This window comes from Tsuneonella sp. CC-YZS046, assembly GCF_035581365.1.
In the GTDB taxonomy this organism is placed as follows: domain Bacteria; phylum Pseudomonadota; class Alphaproteobacteria; order Sphingomonadales; family Sphingomonadaceae; genus JAWKXU01.
The window spans coordinates 645688-659911 of the sequence record NZ_CP141590.1; the positions used below are offsets into that span (position 1 = coordinate 645688).

Genomic DNA, 14224 nt, shown 5'->3' on the forward strand with positions numbered 1-14224 from the left:
GAGTAGGAAGAAATGGCCATTTCGCACGAAGTTAAACCACAGTACGATGCCGTGGTAATCGGTGCTGGACTTTCTGGCATGTACCAACTTTACAAGTTACGCGAAATTGGTCTGAACGTACTTGGTATTGAAGCTGCTGAGGATATCGGCGGAACATGGAATTTCAACCGCTACCCGGGCTGTCGTTTCGATTCAGAGAGCTACACCTACAGCTATTCTTTTATCGATGAGCTTCTGGAAGAGTGGAACTGGAGCGAACATTTTGCCTCGCAGCCCGAGATCTTGCGATATTTTAGGGCTGCGGCTGATAAGATGGACATTCGCAAAAGCTTTCGCTTCGGAACTCGGGTAACTAAAACACAATTCGACGAAGAGGCCAATACCTGGCATGTAATGTTTGAGGATGGAGAGAGCGTAACTTGCCGCTTTCTTCTCTCCGCAGTTGGGCCTCTTTCCGCGCCGACTTGGCCTTCTATTGAGGGGTTAAACCGGTTTGCAGGCGAGAGCTACCATACCTATTATTGGCCCCATGCAGACGAGGGGGAAGGTGGAAAGAAGGTCAATTTCGAGGGCAAGCGCGTTGCGGTGATCGGAACTGGCGCAACTGGCATCCAAGTCATCCAGGAAGTGGCAAAGGAGGCTGGTCAACTACTGGTGTTCCAGCGCAACCCAAACTGGGCTGTCCCGCTGCTGAATTCAAAGATCGATCTTGCGGAGATGAATAGAATCAAGGCGAATTATCGCGACATTTTCGAACGCTGCAACGCGAGTCATACAGGTCACATGTATCGCAACGTCCGTGAGTCCGCTCTGCAGGTTTCACCCGAAGAGCGTAAGGCATTCTGGGAGAAGCTCTATGCCCAGCCAGGCTATGCTATCTGGATCGGCAATTACAGGGACGTGTTGCGTGACAAGGAGGCCAATCGGCTGATGTCGGATTTCGTGGCGGACAAAATTCGCGAACGTGTCAACGATCCCAAGGTCGCCGAAAAGCTGATTCCTAAGAACCATGGGTTCGGTCTAAAAAGGTTGCCGATGGAGGACGGCTATTTCGAGGTTTATAACCAACCGAACGTAACGCTGGTGGACATCAAGGAAACTCCGATCCAGTTTGTCTCCGAGAGCGGAATCCAGACCACAGATAAGTTTTACGATATCGACATTCTGATCTGTGCCACCGGCTTCGATGCAGTTACCGGCAGTATCCTCCGGATGGACATTGTTGGTCGTGACGGGGTCAGCCTGAAGGAAGTCTGGCGGGATGGTCCAGAAACCTATCTCGGTTTGCAGGTTAACGGTTTTCCCAATTTCTTTACAATCCTGGGGGCACATAACGGGGCCACATTCTGCAATATCCCGCGTTGCGCGGAGTCTCAGATCAACTGGTTGACCGACATGATTGAGTACCTTCACACCAACGATATCAGATATGTCGAACCGACCGAGAAAGCGCAAAGGGAGTGGACCGAACTTGTCTATGAAGTGGCTAATCAAACGCTGTTCACCGATGTTAGGTCTTGGTTCAACGGCGACAACTCGAATATCGAGGAGAGACCGCGAAAATTCTTGCTATGGGCAGGCGGGAACATCGCGTATAAACAGAAGTGCGAAGAAGTGGAGAGCGCTGGCTACGCCGGTTTCGATCTTCACTAACGCTCTCCAACTTCCACCAAACTGGGGATTAAGCAGCAGTCCAGCCGCCGTCGATAACTAGGCTAGTGCTGGTTACGAATTTCGCTTCGTCCGATGCGAGGTAGATAACACCGGCGGCGATATCATTAACGTCGCCGATCTGCTGGAGTAGGGCAAGGTTGGCCATAGTTTTCCATGCACTAGTCTCGTCCATGACGCCTTCGCGTACAAAGCCGTTGACCGCTTCTTCGAGCATCGGTGTGCGTATGCATCCCGGGTAGATGGCATTGATGCGAATTGCGTGCCCATGCTGCGCCCACTCTACAGCCAAGGATTTGGGAAGATGACCGACGGCAGCCTTCGCGGCACTATAGGCAACCTCGTCGGAAAGTCCGACTAGCCCAGCGACGGATGCGATCAGGACGACCGGAGAGGGAAGTCCATCGCTTCCTCCCTTGGCAAGCAATGGCTGCAAGGCGCGGCATCCCAGCAAAGGAGCCTCCAAATTGACGGAGAGCTGACACCGGATCTGGCCCATTGAGAGCTTATCGATGGGGCTGATGATGACGGCTCCCGCGGCGTTTACGAATACGTCAAGCTTCCCCTTGTCGTTATCGATCAGCTTGGATAGCGAGGTCCACGATTGTTCCTGTGTAACGTCGAGTTTTAGCGCCGTTCCGCCGATTTCATCAGCGCTGGCTTTCGCCCCGGCTTCATCGATGTCCGCCAGGTACACACTCGCGCCTTCGGCTATCATGGCGCTAGCCGTAGCCTGGCCAATGCCGCCTGCGGCCCCAGTGACCAAAGCAACCTTTCCCCTCAGTCTTCCCATGCGGATTACCTCAATAGCTTCTTGGGAGTTCCAGCACCTTTTCGGCGATGAAGCTCAGGATCAGTTGTTCGGTGATGGGGGCGAGGCGGGTCAGCACGCTTTCGCGGAACAGCCGCTCGACATGATATTCCTTGGCATAGCCGAAGCCGCCATGGGTCGCGACCGCCTGATAGGCCGCATCGAAGCAGGCCCGGGCCGAAAGGAACTTGGCCGCATTGGCTTCCGCGCCGCAGGGCAGGCCGCTGTCGTAAAGACGCGCGGCCTTTTCCACCATCAGCCAGGCGCTTTCCAGATACATCCACTTTTCCGCGAGCGGATGCTGGATGCCCTGATTCTGGCCGATCTGGCGATCGAACACCACCCGCTCCTTGGCGTATTGCACCGCGCGGCGCAGCGCATCGCGGCCGATGCCGATGGCTTCGCAGGCGATCAGGATGCGTTCCGGGTTGAGGCTGTGCAGGATATAGCCGAAGCCCTTGCCTTCCTCGCCGATGCGGTCCTCTTCGGGAATGAACAGGTCCTCGATGAAGATCGCGTTCGAATCCACCGCCTTGCGGCCCATCTTGGGGATCAGGTGAACATCGATCTTGGAACGGTCGAGATCGGTGTAGAAGATGGTGATGCCGTCGGTCGGCTTCTTGCAATCCTCGAACTTTGTGGTGCGCGTCAGCAGCATGATCTTGTTTGCGACCTGCGCGGTGGAGGTCCACACCTTCTGCCCGTTCACCCGATAGCCGCCTGGCACCTTCTCGGCGAAGGTCTTGATCCGGGTGGTGTTGAGGCCTGCGTCGGGTTCGGTGAAGCCGAAGCACACCTGGTCCTCGCCGGCCACCAGCCGGGGCACCCAGCGCGCCTTCTGCTCGTCCGTGCCCTTGACCACGATGGGGTGCGGGCCGAACAGGTTGATGTGGATGGTGGACGCCGCCGCGAAGCCGCCGCCCGAGGCCGCGACCTCGTTCATCATCGTCATCGCTTCGGTCACGCCAAGGCCGGACCCGCCATATTCCTCCGGCATGGTGATGCCCAGCCAGCCGCCTTCGGCCATGGCGCGGTGAAATTCGCGGGGGAACTTGCCGTCGTCGTCGCGGGCGAGCCAGTATTCGTCGTCGAAGGGCGCGCAGGCCGCGCGCACGCCTTCCCGAATGGCGTTCAGGTCTTCCTCTGTTGGCAACTTTTCCAATGTTCCTTTCTCCCTGGAATTCGCGTCGTCTATATGAGTGGTTTTCATACTAGACAGTATAATAGAAATATATAAAGCATACAAATGCTGATGTGTGTGAGCGATGGCGCGATTGGGAGAAATGTTGATCACCATGATTGTCTTGAAGAATCTCATCGACGGAGATTGGCGCGAGGGTGACTCGATTTTCGCTAGCACCAATCCATCCAATCTCGATGAAATCGTGGCGCAATGCGTTTCCGGTTCGGCGGATCAGGTGATGGAAAGCATTGCAGCCGCCAAAACTGCGTTTGCCGAGTGGTCGCACTCTTCGATCCTATTACGACACGACATTCTTATGCGTGTAGCTTCTGAATTGCGGGAGCGGGAAGTGGAACTGGGTCGGTTGGTATCCTGTGAGCAGGGTAAGACTTTGCGGGAAGCGACCGCAGAAGTGGTGCGCGCAGCTCAGATTTTCGAATTCTTTGCAGGCGAATGCTTGCGCATACAGGGTGAGAAATTGGCTAGTGTGAGGCCAGGTGTGGAAGTGGACATCACGCGTGAGGCGCTTGGGGTCATCGGGCTTATCACGCCGTGGAACATTCCGATTGCGATACCGGCCTGGAAGATCGCGCCGGCGCTGGCTTACGGTAATTGCATCGTCTTCAAGCCGGCCGAATTGGTTTCGGCAACGGCCTGGCACTTGGTTGACATCATCTGTCGGGCCGGTGTTCCCCAAGGTGTCCTCAACCTTGTAATGGGTTCGGGAAAGGTCATCGGATCGGCAATGGCCAGGAGCCCGGACATCGATGGGATCAGTTTTACCGGATCCACCACGACCGGCAGAACTATCGCCACGAACTGTGCCGAACATGGCACCAAGTTGCAGATGGAAATGGGGGGGAAGAACCCCTTAGTCGTGCTGGCCGACGCGGATATGGATCTGGCACTTGATTGCGCCATCGATAGCGCTTTTTTTGCCACAGGGCAGCGATGTACCGCGGCCTCACGCCTAATCGTCGAAGACGCGATTCACGATTATTTTGTTCAGGCATTGATCGAGAGAATGAAGGCGATCAAGATCGGACATGCACTCGATCCGGCGACCGATATAGGCCCCGTTGTAAGTGAGGGGCAGTTAGAACAGAATCTTCGCTATATCGATATTGGACAGGGGGAGGGAGCAACGCTCGCTTTCGGTGGAAGCAGGATCGAAGGCACAACCAGAGGCTACTTTATGCAGCCCGCCCTGTTCAGTTCGGCAAGCAATGGCATGCGAATTTGCCAGGAGGAAATTTTCGGACCGGTTGCTGCAGTCACTCGCGTTGCTGATTACGATGAGGCCTTGCAGGTAGCAAACGATACGCAGTTCGGTCTTTCCGCCGGAATTTGTACTAGGAATCTCGCGTGCGCGATGCATTTCCGGCGAAACGTGGCCGCCGGGATCGTGGCGGTGAATCTGCCTACCGCTGGGGCCGACTTTCACGTACCTTTCGGTGGGCGCAAGGCATCTTCTCTGGGGCCGCGTGAGCAGGGAAGAAGCGCCATCGAATTCTATACGACCACGAAAACTAGTTATCTACGTTGTTGATGCGGGGACATTGGCTGGCTTTCGCTGCGTGCGGAGGGAGCGGTCCGAAGCGGCTTTGGAGCGATTTCAATCTTCTCACGATTCCGGCCCGACAGTTTCGGGACTGGCGGCAGCTGTATGGCGTTTGCCGGCTTCCACCATCGGTAGTGCTGGGAAAATGAAGGGCAGGCAAGGGGTATACTGATTGTGAACAGGAGCGATTTTCGTAATGGCATAGCACTCGTAGCCGGCGGCAGCGGGGGGCTGGGCGCGAGCATCTGTCGGTTGCTGGCCAAGGCGGGCGTAGACATTGCCTTCACCTATTTTCGGAACGACATTGCGGCGAAAGATCTAGCAAGCGAACTTGAATCGGCCGGAGTACGAGCAATGGCCATCCGGATGGATCTCGCTGACCTTGAATCGGTAAAAGCCGGTGTCGAGACGGTGCGCGCAAAGTTCGGCGACCCCAGCACCCTGATCTATGCAGCGGGCCCTCAATTGCATTTTCGATACATCGTAAACATCGAGCCAGATTTGTTTCATCGCACGATGAAGCAGGATGTGGATGGCTTCTACAATCTGGTTTCAAGCGTGCTCCCGATCCTGAGGGAAGAACGTGGTGCACTCGTTGCGCTAGCAACGCCAGCGATCCAGAAATACACAAAGAAGGACATTCTTTCCATCGCTCCCAAAGCTGCCGTGCATGCGATAGTGAAGGGTATCGCTGTAGAGGAAGGACGTTATGGCGTGCGCGCAAATTCCGTTGGCGTGGGGCTTGTTGGCGATGCCGGTCTGTTCGAATCGCTTAAGGAAAACGGCAGTATTGACGACAAGTTCATGAAGGCGACATACGAGCGTGTGCCTTTGGCGCGGCTTGGCAAGTCATCGGAGATCGCAGAAGCCGTGATCTTCCTGGCATCGGAAAAAGCGAGTTTCATCACTGGAAACATCCTAATGGCCGATGGTGGCCTCTCCGCGTGACGGAAAGCAGCAACAGACCGGTGAAAGGTGCGCTGGACGGCTTTCGGGTCATCGACCTTTCGCGTGTGCTCGCAGGCCCGTTCTGCACGCAAATTCTTGGCGATCATGGTGCTGACATCTTGAAAGTGGAATCTCTTGCCGGAGATGAAACGCGCAACTGGGGGCCGCCATTTATCGGCGATACCGCCGCCTATTTCCACGGCGTCAACCGCAACAAACGCAGTATTGCTCTTGACCTGAGCCACGCTGACCAGCGTGGTGCCTTGCTTGATATCATCGCCCACGCCGACGTCGTTATCGAGAATTTCAAGGCAGGCACAATGGCGCGCTGGGGGATGGACTACGCTGCGTTGACGGAGCGTTTCCCCAGCCTAGTATATTGCAAGATCACTGGATTTGGCGATGATGGCCCGTTGGGCGGGATGCCCGGTTATGACGCTGCGGTACAGGCGATGTCCGGCCTTATGAGCGTCAACGGCGAGGGTGACGGGCCACCGCTTCGCATGGGGGTGCCAATCGTCGACCTTGTGACGGGCCTTAATTCAGCAATCGGTATTCTGCTTGCGCTGATTGAACGTTCCAAGAGCGGGCGCGGACAACTTGTTGATATGACCCTGTATGATTGCGCCTTGTCGCTTCTTCATCCGCATTCCGCCAATTATCTAACAGCTGAGATCGAACCGCTACGCAGTGGTAATGCTCACCCCAACATCACGCCTTATGATTGCTTCGCAACGGCAACCGAACCCGTTTTTCTCGCGATCGGAACCGACGGGCAATTCGCAAAGTTCTGTGAGATCGTTGGCAGGGCCGAGTTGAGCACGGACCCGGACTATCGTACTAACGGAGATAGGAACGTGCATCGCGATCAGCTTCGCAAGGAGATTGGAGGCGTACTGGCAACCTGCGCCGGAAAGGAACTTGTTCAGCGCTTGATGAAAGCTGGAGTGCCCTGCGCTCCGGTACTTACTGTATCGCAAGCCCTGACTCACGAACACAGCGCGCATCGTCGCATGATTGTCGATGATGGTCTCTATCGCGGCATTGCCAGCCCGATAAAATTAAGTGCAACGCCTGCCAGTTTCAATTGTCGCCCGCCCGATCGGCCCCGCTACGACCCTGAAACGATCAACGGGCTGCGCAACATGTGGCCCTGATTTCAATTGCTGCTGCCGCTGCGCTCATCGTGGCGTTTCGGAGATGGCGTCGATGGACAAACCGGATAAACTTGCATAACAGCAAATCGACGGCAACCAGGAATGTGAGGCACATGCGGTAATTGCACGTTGGTGCTGCACCGTTTACTAGAGACCAGAAGATGAAGCAGAAAATAAGAGAATTTAAGAAAAATCAGATTCTCGAAGAAGCTGTGGAAATGATTTCGGAGTTTGGTTTTCATCAAACCACGATGGACAAGCTCTGCGAAAAGCTTGATGTATCAAAGCCTTTTCTTTATTCATATTTTGATAATAAAAGCGATTTGCTAATTGAGATATATGATAGAGTGGCCCAGATATCTTCGTCTGGAATAAAAGATATCATACGATCTGACGATAGTCCTGAGCATAAGATAAGAGATATTGTCACATACCTCGTAAAGCTTAATATTGATGTGCAGGATCTTTGCTCTATTTATATGCAAGAGGAAAAAAATCTTCCAGAGGAAAAGCGTTTAGAAATACGTGCGGAAGAACGTCAGCTTGACGACAGTTTTACGAGACTAATTGAAGATGGAATTGTGAAAGGCGTATTCGATGTTGCGAGGCCACGAATAGCGACACTTTCTATTTTTAGTATGGCTCGATGGGTTCATCGTTGGTATAAACCCGGTGCGATCCCCGCAGATGAAATTGCCTCAGAAATTGCGGATTACGCGCTGCGTCTTCTCAATTATAAGATTGATGGAAGCGGCGAGTGATTCCGGCTGACAAAGTCAAAATTTTATTTCTTATTTCTTTGGCCGAGGTTGGCGTTAGAGACGAGCGATCCCGCGAACTTCCTGCTGTATCGTCTTCAGCGGCGTTTACAGAATCTGGGGGTAAGCCTTCGACTAGTTCGCGTGCAGGGTTGTAGATCTGTTCGCGGGGGCAACTTGATTGACACTAGCCGTGCAGTGCAGGTTCTGCACCTCGCCGGTCGTTCGGCAGAGGCAGTGTTGCCCGCCAGACGGCGCTCCTGACCTCATGAACTCCTTCGACCAAATTTAACACAGGTTCCGGGCGATCCCTTCCCTTGCGGCAAAGATCGGCGAGGTTGTCACCGCCGCGCAGACACTCGAGCAACAATCCGGATGTCCTTGGCAGAGAACTGCTGTCGACGCGTTTGCAGGCGGATATCCTTCACCACCTGCTCTGCAGGAGCTTTGACGGAAGGGGCTGACGGCCAACAGCGCCCAGATAATGAGTTGTGCATAGCTGTGGCAGCGTTGAATTTATTTGCGGCCAGCTCTCTGTCAATGGTTTGTGGTACTGAGAACCACAAATCTGTCGGATGGCGCCCAGGATGGACCGCGACCATGTTCGCTCCATGGACAACCAAGCAGACACATCCGGATATGGGATCCGGCAAGCCGATCGCCAGGATGCACAAGTGCGCCCGGTTCCAAACGACAGGCTCATTGCGATCAGGGAAGTGATGGAGCGCACTTCGCTCTCCCGCTCGTACATCTATGCGCTGGTGAAGCGTCAGGAAATGCCCGCTCCAATCAAGCTCGGCCTCAAATGCTCGCGCTGGTCCGAACAGGCAATCGAACGCTGGATTGTCCAGCAGGTCGGCTAGTCGCCAGGCCGGCCGGGACCGGTAGTCGCCCAACGGATCGGCTGTCCCAGATGGATCTCGGGTGGCCACATATCGGCCAACAGCAGGCCTGCCCATTCACAGGCAAGCTCCCGCCGACGCGGCATATAGGCAGCACGGTTGTAAGCCCGCTCCACCTTGTTCTGCGGAACATGCGCCAGCATGAGATCGATGACCGCCCGGTCATCGATCTGCCCCTGTAGCTTTACCCGCTCATTCATGATGGTCGAGAAGGCTGAGCGGAACCCATGCGGAACATGGCGCTGATAATAGCCGGCCCGGATCAGAAGCGCCCGCAGCGTGTTCTCGCTCATCGGCCGGTGGCTGTGTCGATCAGAGGGAAACACCAGCGGCAGATGCCCGGTGAGGGGTTCCATCACCCGCAGGATCGCAACTGCCTGAGGGGCGAGGGGAACCAGATGATCGCCCCCTTCTTCAGCCTTGCGGTCCAGATCGCCTTTCATGCGCGCTGCCGGAATGCGCCAGAGCGGCTCCTTGCCATCAAGCTCATGGAACTCTTCCCAGCGCGCGCCATGCAGTTCGCCGGGTCTGACCGCTGTTAGTGCAAGAAAACGCAATGCCAGCTTGGTAGGGGCACGGCACCGCTCGGCCTCGCAATCCACCAGCAGCTGGCGCAGCTTGCCAAGCTCGGTGATCGCAGGTTGCGATTTTGCTCTTGGCTTGGGCGGCAGCAGCCTGCCGAGGCTGGCTGCAGGATCAGCCGATACATATCCCAAGGCCAGGCCATAGCCGAATATGGCACTGATCCTCTGACGCAGCCGATGTGCTGTCTCGATGGCACCGCGGTTTGCCACCCCCTGCAGCAGCCGCAGCACCATGGGCGCCTCGATGTCGGCCATCGCAAGCGAGCCGAAGGCAGGATAGACCTCGTTTTCAAGACTGCCCTTCACATCCGCGGCATGGACCTGCGACCAGCGCGGGGTCTGGGCAACGAGCCACTCTCCAGCGACGGTCTCGAAGCGTTTGCGCGTATCGGCCGCATCCGCACCGTTACCGAAGAGATCGCAAGGCCTTGGCTCCCTGCCTTTGGCCAGCAGCTGCTTGGCCTTGTCGCGGGCATCCCTGGCATCGCGCAGGGAGATGGCGGGATAGCTGCCGATCGTCAGGGTCTTCTGGAGCGGCTTGCCATTGGCATTGCGGCCGAACTGGTAGTTCATGCGCCAATGTCGTCCGCCTGCGGGACTCACATGCAGATAGAGCTGTTCCCCGTCAGAGAGCTTGTAGGCTTTCTCTTTTGCTTTTGCGCCTCGCAGCTGTGCATCGGTCAGTCGCGACATACCATATTTTCCAGACACCGCACCATAGATGATACCATAGCACGGACTGGCTGGATGGGAATATATGAAGACCAATCAGGACAAGCCACCCCCGAAAACCCACGCTATTCCGGGAATTTCTCGACTGATAGAACCCTTGAAGAGTAGTGGATGGCGGAGCGGGAGGGATTCGAACCCTCGATACGGGGTTACCGTATACACACTTTCCAGGCGTGCGCCTTCGACCACTCGGCCACCGCTCCGCATACCTGACGGGAACAGCGCCCCTAGCCGCGCCGAATGGCTTTCGCAAGTCATCGATAGATGGCAAGTTGAGGAAATACATACGCTCCGCCATCCGGTTCGGCAGGAAACCCCGAAATGCACGAAATCCTACACGTCGCCTCTCCGCTCTGGCGCTGGAACGGGCCGCACAATGGCACATGGTTCTTCGTCACCATGCGCGGCGCGGAAGCGGAGGCGATCGCCGCCCACGCCCTGATGCGGCGGCTTGAAACCGGCCGGGCGCGGGGATTCGGCTCCGTGAAGGTGACGGCCCGGATCGGCGCAAGCAGCTGGCGGACCTCCGTTTTCCCGGCCCGCGAAGGCGAATGGTGGCTGCCGGTCAAGGCCGCGATCCGCCGCGCCGAGGACATTGCCGAGGGGGACATGGTCCAGTTTTCGCTGGAACTGGAGTAGGAGCGGAAATCCTAGATCCGGTCCGCTTCGGCCACGGCGTCGCTCGCCCGCAATGCGCTGAGGATTCGAGTCAGGTGGACGAGGTCCTTCACTTCCAGATCGACATCGTAAGTGTGGAACGGATCGTCATGCTGGGCGAGCACGAGATTGACCACATTGGCGTGGTTCTGGGCGAATATCGTGGCCATTTCCGCCAGCGTGCCCGGCCGATGGTAGAGCACGGCGCGCAGCCGGCCCACCGCGCCTTGCGAGCGTTCGCCCCACGACAGGTCGAGCCAGTCGGCATCCACCCCGTTGGCCAGGGTCAGGCAGTCGATCGCGTGGACTTCCACCCCCTTGCCGGGGCGGCGCAGGCCCACGATCCGGTCGCCAGGCACGGGATGGCAGCATTCCGCAAGCTGGAAGGCCATGCCTGCCGTCAGCCCCTTGATCGAGATCGCGCGTTCCTGCCGCGGCCATGAATCGGGGTCCGGCAATGCGGACGTGCTGCCCGGCACCAGGGCTTCCATCACCTCGCGATCGTCGAGCTTCGCGCTGCCGATGGCGACCATCAGGTCTTCCTCGCGCTCCAGCTTCAGCCGCTCGACCGCGGCGTCGATGGCTTTCTTGCCGATCTTGCTCGGCAGACGCTCGCAAATCTCCTCGAACAGCTTGCGGCCGATCGCCGCGACTTCCGACCGTTCCTTCTGGCGCACGGCGCGGCGGATCGCGGCGCGCGCCTTGCCGGTCACGACGAAGCCAAGCCAGGACAGCTGAGGCCCGGAATTGTCGCTCTTGATGATCTCGACCACATCGCCATTGTTGAGCGGCGTGCGCAGCGGCATGTGCCGGCCGTTGATCTTCGCCCCGACCGCCTTGGCGCCGAGATCGGTATGCACCGCGAAGGCGAAATCGACCGGGGTCGCCCCCTTGGGCAGCTGGAACAGCGCGCCTTTGGGGGTGAAGGCGAAGATCCGATCCTGATAGATCGCCAGCTTGGTGTGCTCGAGCAGTTCTTCGGCGTCATGGCTGGCATCGACGATCTCGATGAGGTCGCGCAGCCAGCCGACCTCGCCATCCGGCTTGGTGCCGCCCTGCTTGTAGGCCCAGTGCGCCGCGAGGCCGAATTCATTGAGCCTGTGCATTTCGCGCGTGCGGATCTGCACCTCCATCCGCATCGAGTTCTCGTAGATCAACGCGGTGTGGAGCGAGCGATAGCCATTGCTCTTGGGGGTGGAGATGTAGTCCTTGAAACGGCCGGGGATCATCTGCCAGGTGGTATGCAGCACCCCCAGCGCGCGGTAGCAATCCTCGTCATTGTTGGTGATGACGCGGAAGGCCATGATATCGGTGATCTGCTCGAAACTGACATGGCGTTCGGCCATCTTGCGCCAGATCGAATAGGGATGCTTCTCGCGCCCCGACACTTCGACCTTGAGGCCAGCCTCGGCCAGTGCCTGCTTGATTGCCAGGGCGATCGCATCCACCTGGCCGCCTTCCTGGCTGCGGATCTGGGCCAGGCGGCCGGTGATGGTGGCATAGGCTTCGGGCTCCAGCTGCTCGAAGGCGAGAAGCTGCATTTCCCGCATATATTCATACATGCCCACGCGCTCCGCCAGCGGGGCGTAGATGTCCATCGTTTCGCGGGCGATCCTGCGGCGCTTGTCTTCGCTGCGGATGAAATGCAGCGTGCGCATGTTGTGCAGGCGGTCCGCCAGCTTGACCAGCAGGACACGCAGATCCTCGCTCATCGCCAGAAAGAACTTGCGCAGGTTTTCCGCCGCCCGCTCATTCTCGGTCAGAGTCTCGATCTTCGAAAGCTTGGTCACTCCGTCGACCAGGCGGGCGACCTCATTGCCGAAATTCTTCTCGATATCTTCTATGGTTGCGAGCGTATCTTCGACCGTATCGTGAAGCAGGGCGGTGACGATCGTCTGCTGGTCCAGCTTCAGGTCGGTCATCAGACCGGCCACTTCTATCGGATGGCTGAAGTAGGGATCGCCGCTGGCGCGCTTCTGGGTGCCGTGCTTCTGCACGGAATAGACATAGGCGCGGTTGAGCAGTGCCTCATCCGCTTCAGGGTCGTAACCCTTGACCCGTTCAACAAGTTCATACTGGCGTAGCATCGCCTCAAATCATGTGAGCATTCGGTGCTGCAATGCAATGGGCAATTGCTGCGCATTCAACGGGATCGGCATGAAGCTCGATGCGGGACGGCGCGATTTCAAGCGATGAAGAGGTTGCAGATATTGCTTGCCGGAAGACGGGAAGATCAGGAACCGGGCGGGCGAGGGCCGATCTCAACCTTCCTTGCCGGTGGTTGGCTTGAGGCCCAGCCCGCCGGTTGCGCTGTTCATCGCATGGCGGATCTCGGGGTCCGCATCGGCCAGCTCCTGGCCGAACATTTCGGCGGTGGAGCGCAAGGGGGAGAGCGGGCCGTCAGCCAGCAGGGAGGCTTGGTTTTCCGCCCACATCTCGGGCGTGCTGCCAGCCATGCGCACGGTCGGATAGGCGGCCATGACCAGCCGTCCGGCACGGCCACCGCTGACCTGGAATGCTTCGTTCGAGACCCCGGTGTCCTGATGGCAAAGCCATGCGACCAGTGCGGAAACATGCTCCGGCTGAAAATGCTTCTGCAGGGTCGCGGCAATAGCGGGATCGTCGATCGTTCCGGTGATGCGCGTCCATGCGGAAGGTAGGATGCAATTGGCGGTGATCCCGAACGACTGCCCTTCGATCGCCAGGCTTCGCGTGAAGCTGAAGATGGCTCCCTTGGCCGAGCCATAGCTGGTCAGCCCGCCGTTCCCTAGCATGCCGCTGGACGATGTCGTGACGATCCGCCCGGTGCCCGAGGCAACTAGGTGCGGCCACGCCGCCCGGCAAACGTCGACCGTGCCCTGGAAATGGATGTCGAACACCATGCGCCAGTCCGCCGGATCGGCCTCCGCCAGGCTGGTGCTGCTCATGACGCCGGCGTTGCAGACCAGTATGTCGAGTTGGCCGAAAGCGTCGATGGCCGTTTGGACAATGGCATTGCCTTGGCCGACTACACTGTGGCTGTCGGCAACAGCGGTGCCTCCATTGGCGCGGATTTCCGACACCACATCCTCCGCCGGATCGACGCCGTCCTGGCCCGGAATGTCGTTGACCACGATCCTTGCCCCGCGCGAGGCCAGCATCAGCGCATGGCTGCGTCCCATTCCACGGCCCGCGCCGGTGACGATCGCGACCCGGCCATCAAAATCCATCAACCCCATTCAGATCCACTCCATGCGCAAGCCACCCATTCAGGCGCAGCT

The 14224-nt window shown here is 57.7% G+C and carries 12 protein-coding genes and 1 tRNA gene; 7 read left to right on the forward strand and 6 right to left on the reverse strand.

Going from position 1 to position 14224, the window contains the following annotated elements; translation table 11 throughout:
- The first annotated feature begins 12 nt into the window (after nt 1–12).
- Complete coding sequence (locus U8326_RS03265; RefSeq protein WP_324742335.1) at nt 13–1653, forward strand: NAD(P)/FAD-dependent oxidoreductase; 1641 nt, start codon at nt 13–15, stop codon at nt 1651–1653.
- 28 nt (nt 1654–1681) lie between these two features.
- Here U8326_RS03265 and U8326_RS03270 read toward each other — a convergent pair whose 3' ends face one another.
- Both U8326_RS03270 and U8326_RS03275 read right to left on the reverse strand, forming a co-directional pair.
- Nucleotides 1682–2464, reverse strand: coding sequence for an SDR family NAD(P)-dependent oxidoreductase (locus tag U8326_RS03270; RefSeq protein ID WP_324742336.1), 783 nt, complete (start codon nt 2462–2464; stop codon nt 1682–1684).
- 10 nt (nt 2465–2474) lie between these two features.
- Complete coding sequence (locus tag U8326_RS03275) at nt 2475–3644, reverse strand: acyl-CoA dehydrogenase family protein (protein WP_324742337.1); 1170 nt, start codon at nt 3642–3644, stop codon at nt 2475–2477.
- A 121-nt stretch (nt 3645–3765) separates the two neighbouring features.
- Between U8326_RS03275 and U8326_RS03280 the strand changes: the two genes are divergently transcribed.
- The 5 genes from U8326_RS03280 to U8326_RS03300 all read left to right on the forward strand — a co-directional run bounded on the left by U8326_RS03280 (nt 3766) and on the right by U8326_RS03300 (nt 8952).
- Nucleotides 3766–5214 carry an aldehyde dehydrogenase family protein gene (locus tag U8326_RS03280; protein WP_324742338.1) on the forward strand — a complete coding sequence of 483 codons (1449 nt, stop codon included), beginning with the start codon at nt 3766–3768 and terminating at the stop codon, nt 5212–5214.
- A gap of 186 nt (nt 5215–5400) precedes the next feature.
- Nucleotides 5401–6174 (forward strand): SDR family NAD(P)-dependent oxidoreductase, encoded by a 774-nt coding sequence (locus U8326_RS03285; protein ID WP_324742339.1) that lies wholly within the window; start codon nt 5401–5403, stop codon nt 6172–6174.
- The gene (locus U8326_RS03290; RefSeq protein ID WP_324742341.1) at nt 6171–7331 is read left to right on the forward strand and encodes a CoA transferase; all 1161 of its coding nucleotides are present in this window, start codon (nt 6171–6173) and stop codon (nt 7329–7331) included. Before U8326_RS03285 ends, U8326_RS03290 begins: the two co-directional genes overlap by 4 nt.
- A gap of 161 nt (nt 7332–7492) precedes the next feature.
- The gene (locus tag U8326_RS03295) at nt 7493–8092 is read left to right on the forward strand and encodes a TetR/AcrR family transcriptional regulator (protein WP_324742342.1); all 600 of its coding nucleotides are present in this window, start codon (nt 7493–7495) and stop codon (nt 8090–8092) included.
- A 671-nt stretch (nt 8093–8763) separates the two neighbouring features.
- The gene (locus U8326_RS03300; RefSeq protein ID WP_324742343.1) at nt 8764–8952 is read left to right on the forward strand and encodes a helix-turn-helix transcriptional regulator; all 189 of its coding nucleotides are present in this window, start codon (nt 8764–8766) and stop codon (nt 8950–8952) included.
- On the opposite strand, the gene U8326_RS03305 is transcribed toward U8326_RS03300, so the two are convergent.
- Nucleotides 8949–10268, reverse strand: coding sequence for a tyrosine-type recombinase/integrase (locus U8326_RS03305; RefSeq protein WP_324742344.1), 1320 nt, complete (start codon nt 10266–10268; stop codon nt 8949–8951). The two genes, U8326_RS03300 and U8326_RS03305, sit on opposite strands and share 4 nt — an antisense overlap.
- Nucleotides 10269–10419: 151 nt before the next feature.
- Nucleotides 10420–10510 (reverse strand) — tRNA-Ser (locus tag U8326_RS03310).
- Between the two features lie 118 nt (nt 10511–10628).
- Between U8326_RS03310 and U8326_RS03315 the strand changes: the two genes are divergently transcribed.
- Nucleotides 10629–10946, forward strand: coding sequence for a DUF1905 domain-containing protein (locus U8326_RS03315; RefSeq protein WP_324742345.1), 318 nt, complete (start codon nt 10629–10631; stop codon nt 10944–10946).
- Between the two features lie 11 nt (nt 10947–10957).
- On the opposite strand, the gene U8326_RS03320 is transcribed toward U8326_RS03315, so the two are convergent.
- Entirely contained in the window at nt 10958–13051 is a 2094-nt protein-coding gene (locus U8326_RS03320) for a bifunctional (p)ppGpp synthetase/guanosine-3',5'-bis(diphosphate) 3'-pyrophosphohydrolase (protein WP_324742346.1), read from the reverse strand.
- Nucleotides 13052–13225: 174 nt separating this feature from the next.
- Complete coding sequence (locus U8326_RS03325) at nt 13226–14182, reverse strand: SDR family NAD(P)-dependent oxidoreductase (RefSeq protein ID WP_324742349.1); 957 nt, start codon at nt 14180–14182, stop codon at nt 13226–13228.
- Nucleotides 14183–14224: the final 42 nt, after the last annotated feature.

Coding starts and splice junctions, on each gene's coding strand:
- U8326_RS03265 (WP_324742335.1), top strand. CDS start 13: ATGGCCATTTCGCACGAAGTTAAACCACAGTACGATGCCGTGGTAATC.
- U8326_RS03270 (WP_324742336.1), bottom strand. CDS start 2,464: ATGGGAAGACTGAGGGGAAAGGTTGCTTTGGTCACTGGGGCCGCAGGC.
- U8326_RS03280 (WP_324742338.1), top strand. CDS start 3,766: ATGTTGATCACCATGATTGTCTTGAAGAATCTCATCGACGGAGATTGG.
- U8326_RS03295 (WP_324742342.1), top strand. CDS start 7,493: ATGAAGCAGAAAATAAGAGAATTTAAGAAAAATCAGATTCTCGAAGAA.
- U8326_RS03305 (WP_324742344.1), bottom strand. CDS start 10,268: ATGTCGCGACTGACCGATGCACAGCTGCGAGGCGCAAAAGCAAAAGAG.
- U8326_RS03315 (WP_324742345.1), top strand. CDS start 10,629: ATGCACGAAATCCTACACGTCGCCTCTCCGCTCTGGCGCTGGAACGGG.
- U8326_RS03320 (WP_324742346.1), bottom strand. CDS start 13,051: ATGCTACGCCAGTATGAACTTGTTGAACGGGTCAAGGGTTACGACCCT.
- U8326_RS03325 (WP_324742349.1), bottom strand. CDS start 14,182: ATGGGGTTGATGGATTTTGATGGCCGGGTCGCGATCGTCACCGGCGCG.